The sequence below is a fragment of the Nostoc sp. LPT genome (genome assembly GCF_017115165.1).
Lineage (GTDB): Bacteria > Cyanobacteriota > Cyanobacteriia > Cyanobacteriales > Nostocaceae > Nostoc.
The window spans coordinates 28,551-43,883 of record NZ_JABXKF010000034.1 but is presented as its reverse complement, the minus strand read 5'-3'; the positions used below and the strand labels follow the sequence as shown (position 1 = coordinate 43,883).

The window sequence follows — 15,333 nt, the reverse complement described above, 5'->3', positions numbered from 1 at the left end:
CGCCAAAATAACAAATGAGTTCGCCAAAATAACAAATGAGTTCGCCAAAATAACAAATGCGTTGGCTAGCAAGAACCGCAGGCATCGCCATGATTGCAACAATTTAGCTTTGTCACGCCAGCGTCACGCACCCTTCTCCTATCGGAGACGCACTCGCGTTCGGGTGACGCTCCTGCGTCGCTAACGCTGCGCTAACAGCAGTCGCCTGCAAAGGAGCCAGTGCGGTCTTCTCCCAAGGGGAGACGCCAAGGGCGATGGGGTCTCCCCAAGTGGAGCATCTGGCGTTGGAAACCCTACCAAGAGCGCTGCTTCACCGCAAATTTTTGGTGGATGAAGTTTTTTCGACTTGTGTGTACACCGTAGCCTATAAGGAGAGAGGTCAAAACTGTACTGCACGCCAGTGAGAAACGCTATATAAGCGATCGCTCTTAGAACAGATGGTCAATTGCTTGCTCTTGGCGGGGAACCAAGCACATTACATCGCCTCGCTATTTGCACTGATTGGAGTAATTATTCTACCGCGTGGTTTAATAATTCCATTAATGAATCGAATCCAAGGTGCTATATTAAGCACCTCGCATTCTGAAGATTTCTATTTGACTGTGGCGTAGAGGATTAAACAACTAGAAAGTTGTTTTGGCTTAGTGACACTCCACCAGATAGTTGTGCAAATTGTACCTGAGTAAATCCACCCGCACTGCCATCTTGGTCAAAATATAGTGCACCTGTAGTGTTGTTATAAATAAATCGCTGATTGCTCGTTGTTGCAGATGTTCCAAGGGTAAAAGAGCTAGCTGAGAGTAAACCTGATGATAACGCACCACCAAAACCAGCAGCTGATACCTGAATCAGTTCATTAATCGCGTTGAAGTTATAAATACTATCAACGCCTTCATTGAAACTATTGAAAACAAAGGTATCAGTACCAGCTCCTCCATAAAGGTTATCATTACCTTTGCCACCTTGGAAGGTGTTTTTACCAGACGCACCAGAGGCTGTGAGAGTATCATTACCATCGCCTCCATCCAGTAGATTATTGCCTGATGAATAGTCAACAATCAAGCGATCGTCATTAGCACCACCATTGAGCGTGCTATTCCCAGAGACAGTATAAGCTCCATATAAAGAATATAAGGAGGCTGAACCAGCGGCTGTCAGAGTATCATTGCCATCGCCCCCATTCAGTAGGTTATTGCCTGATGAGTAGTTAGTAACTAAGTTATCGTCACCAGCGCCACCATTGAGGGTGTTCTTACCAGAGATAGCATCAAGATAAAAATCGCCTCGGTAGTCGTCGTAGGAGCCAGAGACGTTAAGAGAATCATTATCATCACCACCAGAGAGCGAATTATTACCATTTGAATAGTCAGCACTCAAGTAATCCTTACCTGCACCGCCGAGAATCGTGTTATTTCCTTGTCCCCCAGCGAGGGTATCGTTGCCATTGCTCCCCACAATCAAATCATCGTAGTTTGTACCTGAGATATTTAATTGTTCGATATTCTTGTAGCTAACCTGATTCGGGCCTGCTGTAATCGAACCAGTGTTAGTAGCAGCATTGAATGTCGAAGTGATTCCCTGGCCGATAGAATAGTTATAGAAGGACAACAAATCGTCACCTTTGCCTCCATCGATGGTATCTTTGCCGCGATCGCATCCGGTGAGTGTATCATTGCCATTGCCCCCCACAATCAAATCATTGTAGGCTGTACCTGAGATATTTAATCGTTCAATATTCTTGTAGCTAACCTGATTTGTGCCTGATGTAATAGAGCCAGTGTTAGTAACAGCATTGAATGTTGAAGTGATTCCCTCACCCCCGCTAGAATTACTGTAATAATAGGCTTCCAATAAATCATCACCTTTTCCGCCATCGATAGTATCATTGCCACTACTACTCCCGTAGAGCGAAAGGGTATCGTTGCCATTACTTCCCACAATCAAGTCATTGTAGACTGTACCTGAGATATGTAATCCTTCGATATTCTTGTAGTTAATCAGATCCGTGCCCGCCCTAATCGAGCCAGTGTTAGTAGCAGCATTGAATGTTGTTGTGATTCCCCCACTAGGATAGACATACGAAACGCTCAACAAATCGTTACCTGTCCCTCCATCTACTGTTTGAGTCGCTAAGGAAGGTGGGGAAGTATATAAAACGAAAGAGAAGGAATCATTACCATTCCCTCCATTGAAAATGTTATTACCAAACGTGCCTTGGGCTTTTTTGTCGTCGTAGTAGCCAGAGGCAAAGAAAGAATCATTGCCATCTTCTCCATTGAGGATGTTATCGCCCGTTGAATAGTTAACACTCAATTTATCGTCACCAGCACCACCATTGAGAGTGTTATTGCCGGAGGTAAAAGAGGCGGAATAGTCATAGTCGCGAGAGGCACTAAGAGAATCATTGCCATCTCCTCCATTGAGGATATTATCGCCTGTTGAATAGTTAGCATTTAATTGATCGTCACCAGCACCACCGTTGAGGGTGTTATTGCCATCCGTTTTAGACGCAGAGAGATTATCATTGCCATCTTCTCCATTGAGGATGTTATCGCCTGTTGAAGAGGTAGCACTGAATTGATCGTTACCAACACCACCGTTAAGGATGTTATCGCTTGTTGAATAATCAACATTTAAGCAATCGTTACCTTCACCACCAAAAATCGTATCATTGCCATAATTTAAATCATTGCCACTACTGCCTCCGAAGAGTAAATCGTTGCCATTGCTCCCGACAATAAAGTCAGCGTAGGTTGTACCTCTAATTTCTAATTGTTCGATATTGTTGTAGTTAATCTGATTTGTGCCAGCCCTAATGGAGCCAGTGTTAGTAGCAGCATCGAATGTCGTTGTGATTCCTTTAGTAGCCCTGGTGTAATATACAGACAAGTAATCTTCACCTGTTTCTCCATTTACGCTTTGAGTAGTTAAGGAAGAAGGGGCAGTTTTTGAGGCGGACAAATAGAAAGTGTCATTACCAGCGCCTCCATTTAGAGTGTTTCTACCCTGGACTTCATCTGCGTAAAAAGAATCATCGCCATCTTTGCCTGAAACCGTATTGTTGCCAACAGAATAGCTAATATCGAGGTAGTCATTCCCAGCATCTCCACTGAGGATATTATTTCCAGAAGAATAGGCAGCATCAAGGGTATCGTTTCCCTCATCACCCCCTACCAGGTTATTACCAGTACCACCACGGAGGGAGTCGTTATCTGTACCACCACGGAGGGAGTCGTTATCCGTATCACCAAGGAGAGTATCATTCCCTGCACCACCAATGAGGGTATCATTTCCGGCATCACCGCTTAAAAGGTCGTTGCCATTTTTGCCATTGATGATATCATCACCTACTTTAGCGTTAATTGTATCTGCGCCTTCACTACCCAGTAGAGTATCCTTACCGTTGGTTCCAATGATATTCACCATAACTTTTATCTTCCTGAATCGATTTTTTGAGTAACTTCAGCTATTAACTTTTTGTTAATGTTATTTAAGGACACACAGAAATTGCCGAGAGTTAACGCTTTCGACATACCTTTTATGTCACCCTTGGGGGCTAGCAATTTTCTCGAAGATTTACCCTATTGATAAGCTTGTAAGTAAGACTTATCTAACTGACTTGAAAAAGGCAGGAGGTTCAAAGTTAAATTCTTTATCTAATTCCCTATTTCCTTTTTCATTCGTTATTTGTGTACCCGTTAATAATGCTATTTACGACTATCTAAGTCTTAAGCATTGTACATATTTATGAGCGTGTATTTAGAAAAACAGATGGTTTCACACTTTTTCTATCATTCTTGATCCGCAGATCAACCCAGCCATCACTGACAAAGTGTCGAAAAATCAAGCTTGAATGCCTAAAACCCACACTTCATATTTCTCATCAAAGCGTAGCCCTACTGTCGTAAATATAGAGAATAATTCACTTTCGATAGGGAAAGAATTTTTATGCAGTTGTTGTGGGCTATCGCCCGCGGGTGTGTAGCTTAAAAATAGGGAACATCTAAATAACACTTTGATAACCATATCTGAAGATTTACTGAGATGTCCACATTTAAAGACATATCTTTGCATACTCTTCACATTATTTGCCGCTCAGTATAATGTCGGTACTTATCTTTATGTATTCTTCATGTATTCTTCATGTCTTGATAGCCATTAATAATTAGATGCGGCAGTTAAATAGCAGCTAAATGGTTGTTTGATCTGCTCATGTAGGGTGTCGTCCCCCTAGTAGACAAGCAAGCTGAGCTGTAAGAGTTTTTGAAATCTGGGGTTATGCTGCGAGGTTCTGACGAATCGCTGTAGAGTATTGGCAAGTTATCAAAAGCTACTTAGGGGGATAACTATCTCCACCAAACATACTCCTGTAGCTTAGGCGTAGCCCATCGTAGCCATTGTATAAAAACTACTGAGGACGGTGGATCTGAAACTGGATTATATTGGTAGATTTTGAACAAAAATAGATTTTTATAAAAAAACAGTCGCCAGGGTAATGAAGAGTTATCGAAAAAAAATTTACCTTTGAGTTAACTGCCAGATTGCTTAGGCATCCCTTGTGTTCTTTTTTGTCTGCTTAAGAAACAACCAAGCCAAGAAACACTAGAAGCGATCGCACAAAAAATCAAAACTTTCTTGCAAACAGGATATTACGCAGTTGAACCAGATGTTGAGCAATATGCCTGTCAGTACAGTTTTAGATAAACTGGAGGGAATTCTTGGGTTAGCCAGTAGTTAGATGAAGCATTGGATTCTTTTGTAAACAACTAAAAAAGTTGTACAATTTGCGCGGCTACAAGCACTATTATATCGTTAGGTACTGAGAAGTTTTGAAAAAATAAAGTTCTACAATTTCATAATGCTACGATCCAAAAACAAATAAAAAAGTTGTACAATTTCGCAAAAGACTTCCCTGTAAGGATTTGGGAATATTTGCTCCAAGGTTTAGTTTAGTGGCGATCGCATTTCAAGTACAAAGCTGAATCAACAGCTTGAGTTTGCGAGGGATGCGATCGCACTCTATTTCATATTAAGTTGGTAATATAGAGCGATCGCCTGACGCTCAAAGCCAATTCACTTATTCAACGGTGTCCAATCACCAGAAGGTATAAACGCAGCCCAGTAGTAGGGATGCTGATACTTTTCACCCTTTAACATCTCTAATTGAGTTTGGCGTAGTGCTTCACTGCGCCCCTGATTGTCTAGCAATTTTTTGTAGTAAGCAACCATCAACTCTTTGGTAGCATCATCATCTACTTTCCACAAACTAATCATTTGACTTTCAGAGCCAGCAATTACCAAAGCGCGACGCAAACCATAAATGCCTTCTCCCGCAGAAATGTTTCCCAAACCTGTATCGCAGGCAGATAGTACAACTAGTTTTGTACCGACTAGATTTAGTGCAGTTGTTTCCAGCGCAGTGAGAATGCCATCTTCGCCGCCACTTTGACGCGGTTTTAAGCCAGCAAAAACTAATCCTGATAGGAGTAAAGGATTATCATCAAGTGTGGTTTTCTCTTTGTTTGCTGGGGCATTTTCAAAAAAACCATGCGTGGCGATATGCAGAATCCTGGGGCTTTTAACTTGTTTGACTGCACCTTCTGTAGCTTTAGCACCTGTTAAAGGCTTGACTTTTAAGAGAATCGAAATCGCTTCGGCTTCTTTAGCAGTACCTTCTAGAGGAGAAAATGTTCTCTGCGACAGGTCAATAGAGCGGGTATTTTTTACATCAATACTATTATCAATACTATTAGCATTAGGTTGACGTGCAACTACTTCACCAGGACGATTGAAATTAGGGTCAGCAATGAGGACTGGTGGCTGTTGGCTGGGAGAATGGTTTTGTAGTCTTAGCAAATCTCGTCCAGAGGTGAGGTAAGTGAAAGAATAGTTTTCAACTAGATAGCGATTATTTTCATCTACTAGTGCTTCAAAGGGAATGAGGTTGAGAGCGCTGTCTGGAGAGAGTAGAATTTTGCGAGTATTACCCAACAGTTTACGTACTCGCTGCATAAGAATTTTATCTAAGTCACGAGCCGATTGTTTAACTTGGGTGATATCAGTGCCTGCATCTCGCAAATTATCGCGGAATAATTCTAGGGTTTTTTGAATTGTTTCAGCATCGCCTAAGTCAATACCTTTTGGTTCTCCTTTTGCCAGGAGGATGTATACCGCGTAACGAGGTTTCCCAAACCTGTTGTCAGATGCTGCTTTGGGATTAAAAGGTTGATATTGGACTAGTTCCACCAAAGCTGCATCACCAGGAATTAATTTTTGAATAGTTTCAAGGGTGATAGGTTGGGACTGAGTACGAAATTTTTCACTGCGGCGGCTCAGTTGGTCTTCTAGTTGTTTTATCTGGGTTTCAAGCTGTGTAACTTGAGTCCGATACTGATCAAGTGGAAGTGTCTCTGGTCGGTTATAAAATAGATGGGCAAGTTGACTTTGGGTATTTGTTAAATTCTTTAATAGAGATTGGCTTTCTGGGTCAAGGCGTTGACGCAGAATTTGCTGGCTATTGGTGAGGACATCTAAAATGCGTCCTTTACGCTGTAAGACCGTATTCAGAGCTAAAGTAGTAGGCGCGGGGTTCTTAGTGGCAGAATTTAGATGTAGGGAAATGCTACTATCTGTGGTAGCAGAGATAGTATTGACGTAATCACGTTTCTGTCGCTCGAAACCCACAGCTAGGTTGAGAGTCAGGTTGTGTTCCTCAACTTTTAGCCCTTGTGTGAAAAACTCAAGAGCGTGGTTTATGTCACCTTGCCCCCAGTATAGTGCTGCTAGATTATTCAAGCTAGTTGCTACAGATGGATGCTCTTCGCCCAGCAAGCGTTTTCTCATTTCTAAAGCTTGACGATACAGGGGTTCGGCATCTGCGTAGCGTCCCTGGCTCTCGTATAGGAATGCTAGATTATTCAAGCTAACTGCCACATCGGGATGCTCTTCGCCCAGCAAGCGTTTTCTCATTTCTAAAGCTTGACGATACAGGGGTTCGGCATCTGCGTAGCGTCCCTGGCTCTCGTATAGGAATGCTAGATTATTCAAGCTAACTGCCACATCGGGATGCTCTTCGCCCAGCAAGCGTTTTCTCATTTCTAAAGCTTGGCGATACAGGGGTTCGGCATCTGCGTAGCGTCCCTGGCTCTCGTATAGGAATGCTAGATTATTCAAGCTAACTGCCACATCGGGATGCTCTTCGCCCAGCAAGCGTTTTCTCATTTCTAAAGCTTGGCGATACAGGGGTTCGGCATCTGCGTAGCGTCCCTGGCTCTCGTATAGGAATGCTAGATTATTCAAGCTAACTGCCACATCGGGATGCTCTTCGCCCAGCAAGCGTTTTCTCATTTCTAAAGCTTGGCGATACAGGGGTTCGGCATCTGCGTAGCGTCCCTGGCTCTCGTATAGGAATGCTAGATTATTCAAGCTAACTGCCACATCGGGATGCTCTTCGCCCAGCAAGCGTTTTCTCATTTCTAAAGCTTGGCGATACAGGGGTTCGGCATCTGCGTAGCGTCCCTGGCTCTCGTATAGGAATGCTAGATTATTCAAGCTAACTGCCACATCGGGATGCTCTTCGCCCAGCAAGCGTTTTCTCATTTCTAAAGCTTGGCGATACAGGGGTTCGGCATCTGCGTAGCGTCCCTGGCTCTCGTATAGGAATGCTAGATTATTCAAGCTAACTGCCACATCGGGATGCTCTTCGCCCAGCAAGCGTTTTCTCATTTCTAAAGCTTGGCGATACAGGGGTTCGGCATCTGCGTAGCGTCCCTGGCTCTCGTATAGGAATGCTAGATTATTCAAGCTAACTGCCACATCGGGATGCTCTTCGCCCAGCAAGCGTTTTCTCATTTCTAAAGCTTGGCGATACAGGGGTTCGGCATCTGCGTAGCGTCCCTGGCTCTCGTATAGGAATGCTAGATTATTCAAGCTAACTGCCACATCGGGATGCTCTTCGCCCAGCAAGCGTTTTCTCATTTCTAAAGCTTGGCGATACAGGGGTTCGGCATCTGCGTAGCGTCCCTGGCTCTCGTATAGGAATGCTAGATTATTCAAGCTAACTGCCACATCGGGATGCTCTTCGCCCAGCAAGCGTTTTCTCATTTCTAAAGCTTGGCGATACAGGGGTTCGGCATCTGCGTAGCGTCCCTGGCTCTCGTATAGGAATGCTAGATTATTCAAGCTAACTGCCACATCGGGATGCTCTTCGCCCAGCAAGCGTTTTCTCATTTCTAAAGCTTGGCGATACAGGGGTTCGGCATCTGCGTAGCGTCCCTGGCTCTCGTATAGGAATGCTAGATTATTCAAGCTAACTGCCACATCGGGATGCTCTTCGCCCAGCAAGCGTTTTCTCATTTCTAAAGCTTGGCGATACAGGGGTTCGGCATCTGCGTAGCGTCCCTGGCTCTCGTATAGGAATGCTAGATTATTCAAGCTAACTGCCACATCGGGATGCTCTTCGCCCAGCAAGCGTTTTCTCATTTCTAAAGCTTGGCGATACAGGGGTTCGGCATCTGCGTAGCGTCCCTGGCTCTCGTATAGGAATGCTAGATTATTCAAGCTAACTGCCACATCGGGATGCTCTTCGCCCAGCAAGCGTTTTCTCATTTCTAAAGCTTGGCGATACAGGGGTTCGGCATTTGCGTAGCGTCCCTGGCTCTCGTATAGGAGTGCTAGATTATTCAAGCTTTGTGCCACATCGGGATGCTCTTCGCCTAGTATTTGCTTACTAATAGCCAACGCACGCTCTGCTAAGGGAATTGCTTCACTATATTTACCTTCGTTATAAAGTCGAATCATTTGTTGATTGAGTCGTTCTGCTTCTGCCAATTGGGCAGACTGAGCAGTTGAAACAGGAGGGGTTGATTGCCCAATTGTGGGCTTTGGCATTAACACCCATAACCCAGCTGTTGCTAACAAAGTCGTCAGGGTTATTACTTGTCTAGTTCGCAGGTTATTCATGAAGGTAGCCTTCTTGTAAGGTCATCTAATTTCTGCTGTAGTTGCTGTACTTGTTGCTCATCTCCCAAGTTCCGATAGACACTTTGAGCCGCTTGCAAAGACTCAAATGCCTGCTGCAAGTTGTCAAGGACTATATCAATTTCCCCTAAGCTGGTTTGGATTATTGCTTGCGCTTCCAAATTTTTTTCTGCCTTAGCTAACTTCAGTGCAGTGAAATACTGTTCCTTACCTAATCGATGTAAACCTACCTGCTGGTAGAGACTGCCTAAAAGCTGATAAACTGATGTGGTTCTACTTCCTTGCTTAACTAATCCTGCTAATAAATCAATTGCCGCAGCATTTAAATTCATACTTTGGTACAGATATGCCAAAGCCAGAGTTTTGGACTCATCCGTTAGCGGTTGCTTTTGCAATTGTGTAATTTCAGCCTTTACCCGTTTAGCATCCTCTTCACTCAGTAAAGTAAATCCAGCAGGTGCTTCACTCTCAGAAGATACTCCATTATCAGCAGTCACAATTACCCGATAACGAGAGCCTGGTTGCAGAGTTTCGTTACCAGAATAAACAACCTCTGGCTGCTTCACCTGAGTTGTCCAATTAACTCCTGGCCCGCGTAACTTTACCTGATAGCTGGTTGCATCCTTGACAGCATTCCAACGCAGAGTTAGTTTGTCAGTCAAAATCGCTGTATCACGCGGACTAATGATGTAAGGAATTGTTGGATCATTTGGAGCGCGAGTCCGAACGCGGTTACTACCATTTCTAATGAGAATGGGTTTTTCAGTGGATGGACAACCACTAGAAACTGAAAATTCCCCTGGAGAGCTGACATTCCAAGTTGATAAGTTATTACATAAAATTTTCGTAGAAGCACCTCGTCCCAATTGCAAAGAATCAGAGGAATTTAGTATTTCACCGCTATATGCTTTTTGATAGTTCTTCCGTCCAGAGTACTTAATTTTGACATCCCCCTTAACCTCGGAGATAAAATTTAGACTATTCTGTTGAGTAAACCCAGGTGTTACTACTGCTATAAAAGGTAGGCTGAGTAAGATCCCAACTAACCTAATCAGTTTCCGGCCTTTTTGCATACTCTTCCCGCCTTCTTTAACTTTTGTTGAGCTAGATGTAACCATGCGTCCTCATCAGCATTGAGAGTAGAACCTTGTTCACAACACTTCTGCCATTGCTCCAATGCGGTTGGTTGTTTTTGCCGCTCCATTACCTGAGCTAAGATACAGTGTGCCGCACCAGTATTCCCGATATACTTTGCTACTTCTGGGTTATTCGCAATCCCAATTGCTGCTTGTAGGGTTTGTTGTGCTTCTTCATATCTGCCTTGCTCAAACCTCACCCATCCTAAATTTTTAAACAGGCTATATCTGACTTCGGGTGAGCTATTCTGCTCATTAGCTTTCACCAGTCCGTTTTGTAGCAAAGCTCTCGCCTGGGAATATTTTTTATCCTGGATATATAAGCGAGCTAGATTATTGTAAGCATCAGGAACATCACTTCCCACTGCGATTTGATAATGCTTCCGGGCTTTCTCAAAGTCTTGTAAATCTTCGTAAAGATTGCCGAGATTGTAATGAGCATCCGCATTATCGGCATCTAAAGAAATTGCTTTGAGGTAGTCTTGTTCTGCTGCTCCTAATTTTCCCTGTTGGTAATTATTTAGCCCATTACGGTTATATAACTCAGCAATTGACGGTAGAGCCAACCAAAAACCAAGTAAAAATATTGTCATTAACAAAGTTGATCCCAACTTGGCTTCTTCTTGTAAGTGTTGGGGAATATTTAGTTTTACGAGTAATTTGTCAAATCCTTCTTTACCAGCTTTAGTTAGTTCACTACTTGCCTGTAGCAATGCCAGAATACTTGGCAAAATAACCGCAGAAGCTCCCAATAATCCTGCTCCCCCACTGAAAAAGCGAGTAGCAATATTAATCAGTAAACTGAGGTTAGCAGTCCAACCAGCAACTACCAGACCTTTCCACAACCAATCCAAACTATTCCACTTGTGGGGAGGGGCAAGATTTTCTAATTTCCACCACCAAGCTTCAGCAGGGAGATGTATACTTTCTCGCCAGAGAGCAAATTGTTCAGCTTTGATAACTTTGTTAATCTGTCCTGCCTGTTTCCTGAGTTCTGCATCTAACTCTAGAAGCTGCTTTAACCTGCTGGTAGAAATGAATGTTACATCCTTTAAAGCCACCTGCACAGCATTCCTAGCATTTAACACTTCCAGAACCTGCTCAGTATCTATAGACGTACCAGCTGCTTTTAGCCTGTCAATTGCAGTCTTATAATACTCAAGGGTTGTGTCTAGCTGAGAGTTTATCATCCGCAATTCAGATTAAATCTTTAAAATCCCAACAAGCAGGAAGAAGTTGCAGACAGTAAATTTACTGCCCCCGTAAATGAGTATACGGCTGTTACTAATGAAAAGTTCCTGTTAAGTCAGCTATGGGGAGATAAAACCTGAATTTGTCAACATACCATCCCTAGTATTGCTGCTCACTTTATCTCATGAGCTTTTTCTCTTTAATACTGGATTAGAATAATACTGTTATCGAATTTGCTTTAGTTAAAAAAGTAACGCGGCGAAATAAAACGTAAGTATATTTGCAGTCATTTAACTGCTGGCAATACTCAAAACCTTTGTAAAACTGTAAATAATAGCCATGTAGTTCACACAAAGCTGCGATCGCAGCATTTGTAGAGGCACAAAATTATTCTTTGCATAGTGTGTAATATACGCAAATCAGAATCACGATCGCTTAATCGGGCGATCGCATCTCCTCTTCTCTCCTCACGTAGCCCACTTTTTACACAATAATTCTTCATTGCAGTATTGTCAGATAGCCGAACCAAGCCAAAAAGGAATTCAAGAAGTATTGCAACCACTGAGGTAGATTCCTTTTACCCCAAGCTTCCGTTTGAATGCAGAAATCCAGCATATAGCGAAGCGCTTTTGAGATATGGTATCGGGGGCGATCGTGTATCTCAAAGAAACGCTACAAACTTGGAAATAAGATTTAATCGCCACAGGCAATGTTTGTGGCAGTTTGCAAAGATAGTAGGAAGCTAGAGATGGTACAAGCGAAAGTATCTTTTTTTGTCAACAAACTAGTAATTTTGATACGGTTGGCTGTGATTTATATCTCTGTGAGTGGGAATACTAAAGTACAAGTGATCACTATTGAATTCAAAAGTTTGCTTTTGTTCTATATAAAGGTAGATATAAATTAGGTGCAACCATTTTTCAATTTGGGACAACTTGTATGCCTGCGTGCTGACCCATCAAGATCCGGGCCAGTAATTGAGATTCTTCCACCAGCAGGGGGACGATCTCGTTACCGCATCTTCCATTCTCCCACTCAAATTCTGGAATAGCATGAAGAGCAGTTGGTTGACGCAGGAGCTACTTCAAAAACCACTGGATTATTGGAAACATTAAAAGCAGGGCAATGGCTGGATGTACAGAGCTTTCGTGCCAGATTGACAGCAACGAGACTTTCTCATCCACAAATCGATAATCTCTACGCCCTGCACTCAGCACGCATCAAGTTTATCCCCTTCCAATTCAAACCTTTACTGCGTTTCCTTCGTGCTGACCAGCCTCGGTTACTAATTGCCGATGAAGTTGGTGTCGGGAAAACTATTGAGGCTGGTTTAATACTAAGGGAACTCCAAACCCGCCAACAGTTAGACAACATTCTGATTGTTTGCCCCAAAGCCCTCGTTTCTAAATGGCGAGCGGAAATGCGCCGTTTTGATGAAGATTTTCGACCACTGACTTCAGAAACTCTTTCTTACTGCCTGCGAGAGGCTGATTTAGATGGAGTTTGGCCTCCGCATTATTCTCGTGCCATAGTCCACCTGGAACTCCTGAGAATTGATAAATATCACAAGGGAATCAAGGGGCATCGCTCCAGTCCTGGATTAACGACACTTAACCCATCACCCCGCTTTAGCTTGGTTATCGTTGATGAGGCACACCATCTTAGAAATCCAGGGACTAGTTCTCATGAAGTAGTGAAATTTCTTTGCGACATTAGCGAAGCTGTAATATTTCTCTCCGCTACCCCGCTGCATCTTGGCAATCGTAACCTCTACACGTTACTCAATCTGCTACGTCCAGACCTGTTTCTTGATGAGACAGTTTTTAACGAGATGGTGCAACCTAATCAGCATCTCAATCAAGCCATTCGACATATTCGCAGTCGCCTCCCCCAAAGTAATTGGCAAACGTCATCACTCCAAGCATTGCGAGATGCCGCAACAACAACTTGGGGTAAGCAGGTACTAAGCCAAGATCCTCGATTTATGGACTGGTATCAAAAGTTTCAGGATCGCGCAACACTGACTGATGCAGATCGAATTAATTGTCTGCGGGATTTAGAAGAGGTGCATTCACTGGCTCATGTAATGAATCGTACTCGTAGGCGGGATATCGGGAGATTTACGATTCGTGAACCACACACCATTTCTGTACCATTTACACCAGAACAGGAAGAATTTTATCAGGCATTGATTGAATTCCGTAGAGAAATGCTTTCCTTAGACTATGAAGAACAAGTGATACGCCTGATTACGGATACTTTAGAGCGTCAGGCGGCGAGTTGTCTACCAGCTCTTGTGCCTACACTTAATAAATTTATCCAGACAGGCAAAATTAAACTTTCTGATATTAGTGACGATATTGAAACAGAAAATGAGGATACTAAACTTCTTCCCTATCTACTAGAGAAAGCAAAGCATCTGCGTAGACTAGCTGCTGCTTTACCACCGAATGATCCAAAATTGGATCAGTTATTGAGAATAATTGAGGAAACACTACTGGGTGAGTGTTCTGGCAAAGTATTGGTTTTCTCGTTCTTTTTGCATACCTTGGCTTATCTGCAAAAACAACTGCAAGGTGCTGGTTACAGAGTAGAAGTAATTACTGGAGAGGTGGAAGATGCAATCAGAGAACATCTACGAGAGCGCTTTCGCTTACCCCGCAAACATCCAGATGCACTCGATATCCTTTTATCTTCTGAGGTAGGTTGTGAAGGACTAGATTATGAATTTTGCGATCGCTTGGTAAATTACGATATACCCTGGAATCCTATGCGGATAGAACAACGCATTGGACGAATTGACCGTTTTGGTCAGCAAAGCGATAAAGTACTCATATTTAATTTTGTCACACCAGGCACTGTTGAAGAACGCATTTTCTTCCGTTGCTTTGAACGATTGGGGATCTTTCAAGACACAATTGGGGATTTGGAGGAAGTGCTGGGAGATGTTGTACAAGATTTAACTCGTGTGGCACTTGACCCCAAACTCAGCCCCGAACAAGCTGAACAGAAAGCACAGCAAATGGCAGATAATGCACTCCGCCTAGCAGAAGAACAGCATCGGCTGGAAGTAGAAGGTGGTTCATTCTTGGGGCTTGATGAGGGCTTTACTTCGGATATTAATTCTGTAGTTGCTCAAGACAAATTTGTTTCTGCTGATGATTTACGCCAGCTGATTGAAATGTTTGTGGAACAGCCGACATTGGAAGGACAAATTACTGTTGATAGTCGGCATTCGGGACTCCATCGGCTACGTCTGAACAAAGATGGGCGAGGGGAACTGCTTAAAAAAGTGCGATCCCTCAAACAGTCAGACCGTTCCACGGTTACTTTCACACGTTGGCTGGAAGGTAGTGAGCTACATTGGCTACTCACATTTGACCAGAAAATAGCTCTCGAACAGAGGGATATTCCATTTATCACGCCTATTCATCCTTTAGCGCGGGTGGCGATCGCTCATTTGGCAAGCATAGATGAGCCACTTGTTACGCAAGTCGCTATCCATGACAATACAATGCCACTTGGACAGTACCTTTTTGTTTGTGACCTCTGGGAAACGGTTGCTGTGCGCCCAGAAGTGCGGCTAGTAGGAAAAGCATGGAACCTTGATAATTCCTGTCTTGCACCTGAAGTTTCAGAAGCACTGGTGCGCTTGTTGAGCCACGCTGTACAGCCAGCAGAATATGTCAGCCTTCTACCGTCTTTAATCGATTCAAGCATTCAACAGCTAGATGAAACTGTACACCAGCACCGTTTAAAAGAACTCAACGAGTTGCGAGAGAGAAACAATACGCTATTAAATCGCAAACTGGCTAATCTTGATGCTTATTACCAAAATCGCCTTCAGCGCTTGGAAACTGAACTAAATCAGGTAAAAGATGAGCGCATTATTCGGATGAAAGAATCGGAGCGATCGCGTATTCAACGAGATTACGAAAGCAAACGTTCTGATTTAGAAAATCGCAGTGAAGTAGACATTATTAGTCAGCGAGTTGCCGTAGGAATTTTAATAATAAAAGATAAATAA

The 15,333-nt window shown here is 43.3% G+C and carries 7 protein-coding genes; 2 read left to right on the top strand and 5 right to left on the bottom strand.

Annotated elements, in window-relative coordinates; all coding sequences use genetic code 11:
* On the top strand, positions 1 to 184 hold a 184-nt coding region (locus HWQ58_RS08195), incomplete at its 5' end, for a hypothetical protein (protein ID WP_292860208.1).
* A gap of 431 nt (positions 185 to 615) precedes the next feature.
* Here the strand turns inward: HWQ58_RS08195 and HWQ58_RS08190 are convergent.
* From HWQ58_RS08190 to HWQ58_RS08165, 5 genes are all read right to left on the bottom strand, one after another.
* Complete coding sequence (locus HWQ58_RS08190) at positions 616 to 3,426, bottom strand: calcium-binding protein (RefSeq protein ID WP_292860205.1); 2,811 nt, start codon at positions 3,424 to 3,426, stop codon at positions 616 to 618.
* A 1,647-nt stretch (positions 3,427 to 5,073) separates the two neighbouring features.
* Entirely contained in the window at positions 5,074 to 8,961 is a 3,888-nt protein-coding gene (locus HWQ58_RS38380) for a tetratricopeptide repeat protein (protein WP_366837571.1), read from the bottom strand.
* Entirely contained in the window at positions 8,958 to 10,052 is a 1,095-nt protein-coding gene (locus HWQ58_RS08175; protein ID WP_292860202.1) for a fibronectin type III domain-containing protein, read from the bottom strand. Before HWQ58_RS08175 ends, HWQ58_RS38380 begins: the two co-directional genes overlap by 4 nt.
* Entirely contained in the window at positions 10,031 to 11,305 is a 1,275-nt protein-coding gene (locus HWQ58_RS08170; protein WP_292860199.1) for a tetratricopeptide repeat protein, read from the bottom strand. The genes HWQ58_RS08175 and HWQ58_RS08170 overlap by 22 nt, the downstream gene beginning before the upstream one ends.
* A 347-nt stretch (positions 11,306 to 11,652) precedes the next feature.
* Positions 11,653 to 11,808: a hypothetical protein gene (locus HWQ58_RS08165; protein WP_292860196.1), complete on the bottom strand. Its 156-nt coding sequence runs from the start codon at positions 11,806 to 11,808 to the stop codon at positions 11,653 to 11,655.
* A gap of 561 nt (positions 11,809 to 12,369) precedes the next feature.
* Between HWQ58_RS08165 and HWQ58_RS08160 the strand changes: the two genes are divergently transcribed.
* The gene (locus tag HWQ58_RS08160; RefSeq protein WP_292860193.1) at positions 12,370 to 15,333 is read left to right on the top strand and encodes an SNF2-related protein; all 2,964 of its coding nucleotides are present in this window, start codon (positions 12,370 to 12,372) and stop codon (positions 15,331 to 15,333) included.

Bases quoted from the DNA above. Each gene is read 5' to 3' on its own strand.
- HWQ58_RS08170 (WP_292860199.1), bottom strand. From the start codon at position 11,305: ATGATAAACTCTCAGCTAGACACAACCCTTGAGTATTATAAGACTGCA.
- HWQ58_RS38380 (WP_366837571.1), bottom strand. From the start codon at position 8,961: ATGAATAACCTGCGAACTAGACAAGTAATAACCCTGACGACTTTGTTA.
- HWQ58_RS08190 (WP_292860205.1), bottom strand. From the start codon at position 3,426: ATGGTGAATATCATTGGAACCAACGGTAAGGATACTCTACTGGGTAGT.
- HWQ58_RS08165 (WP_292860196.1), bottom strand. From the start codon at position 11,808: ATGAAGAATTATTGTGTAAAAAGTGGGCTACGTGAGGAGAGAAGAGGA.
- HWQ58_RS08175 (WP_292860202.1), bottom strand. From the start codon at position 10,052: ATGCAAAAAGGCCGGAAACTGATTAGGTTAGTTGGGATCTTACTCAGC.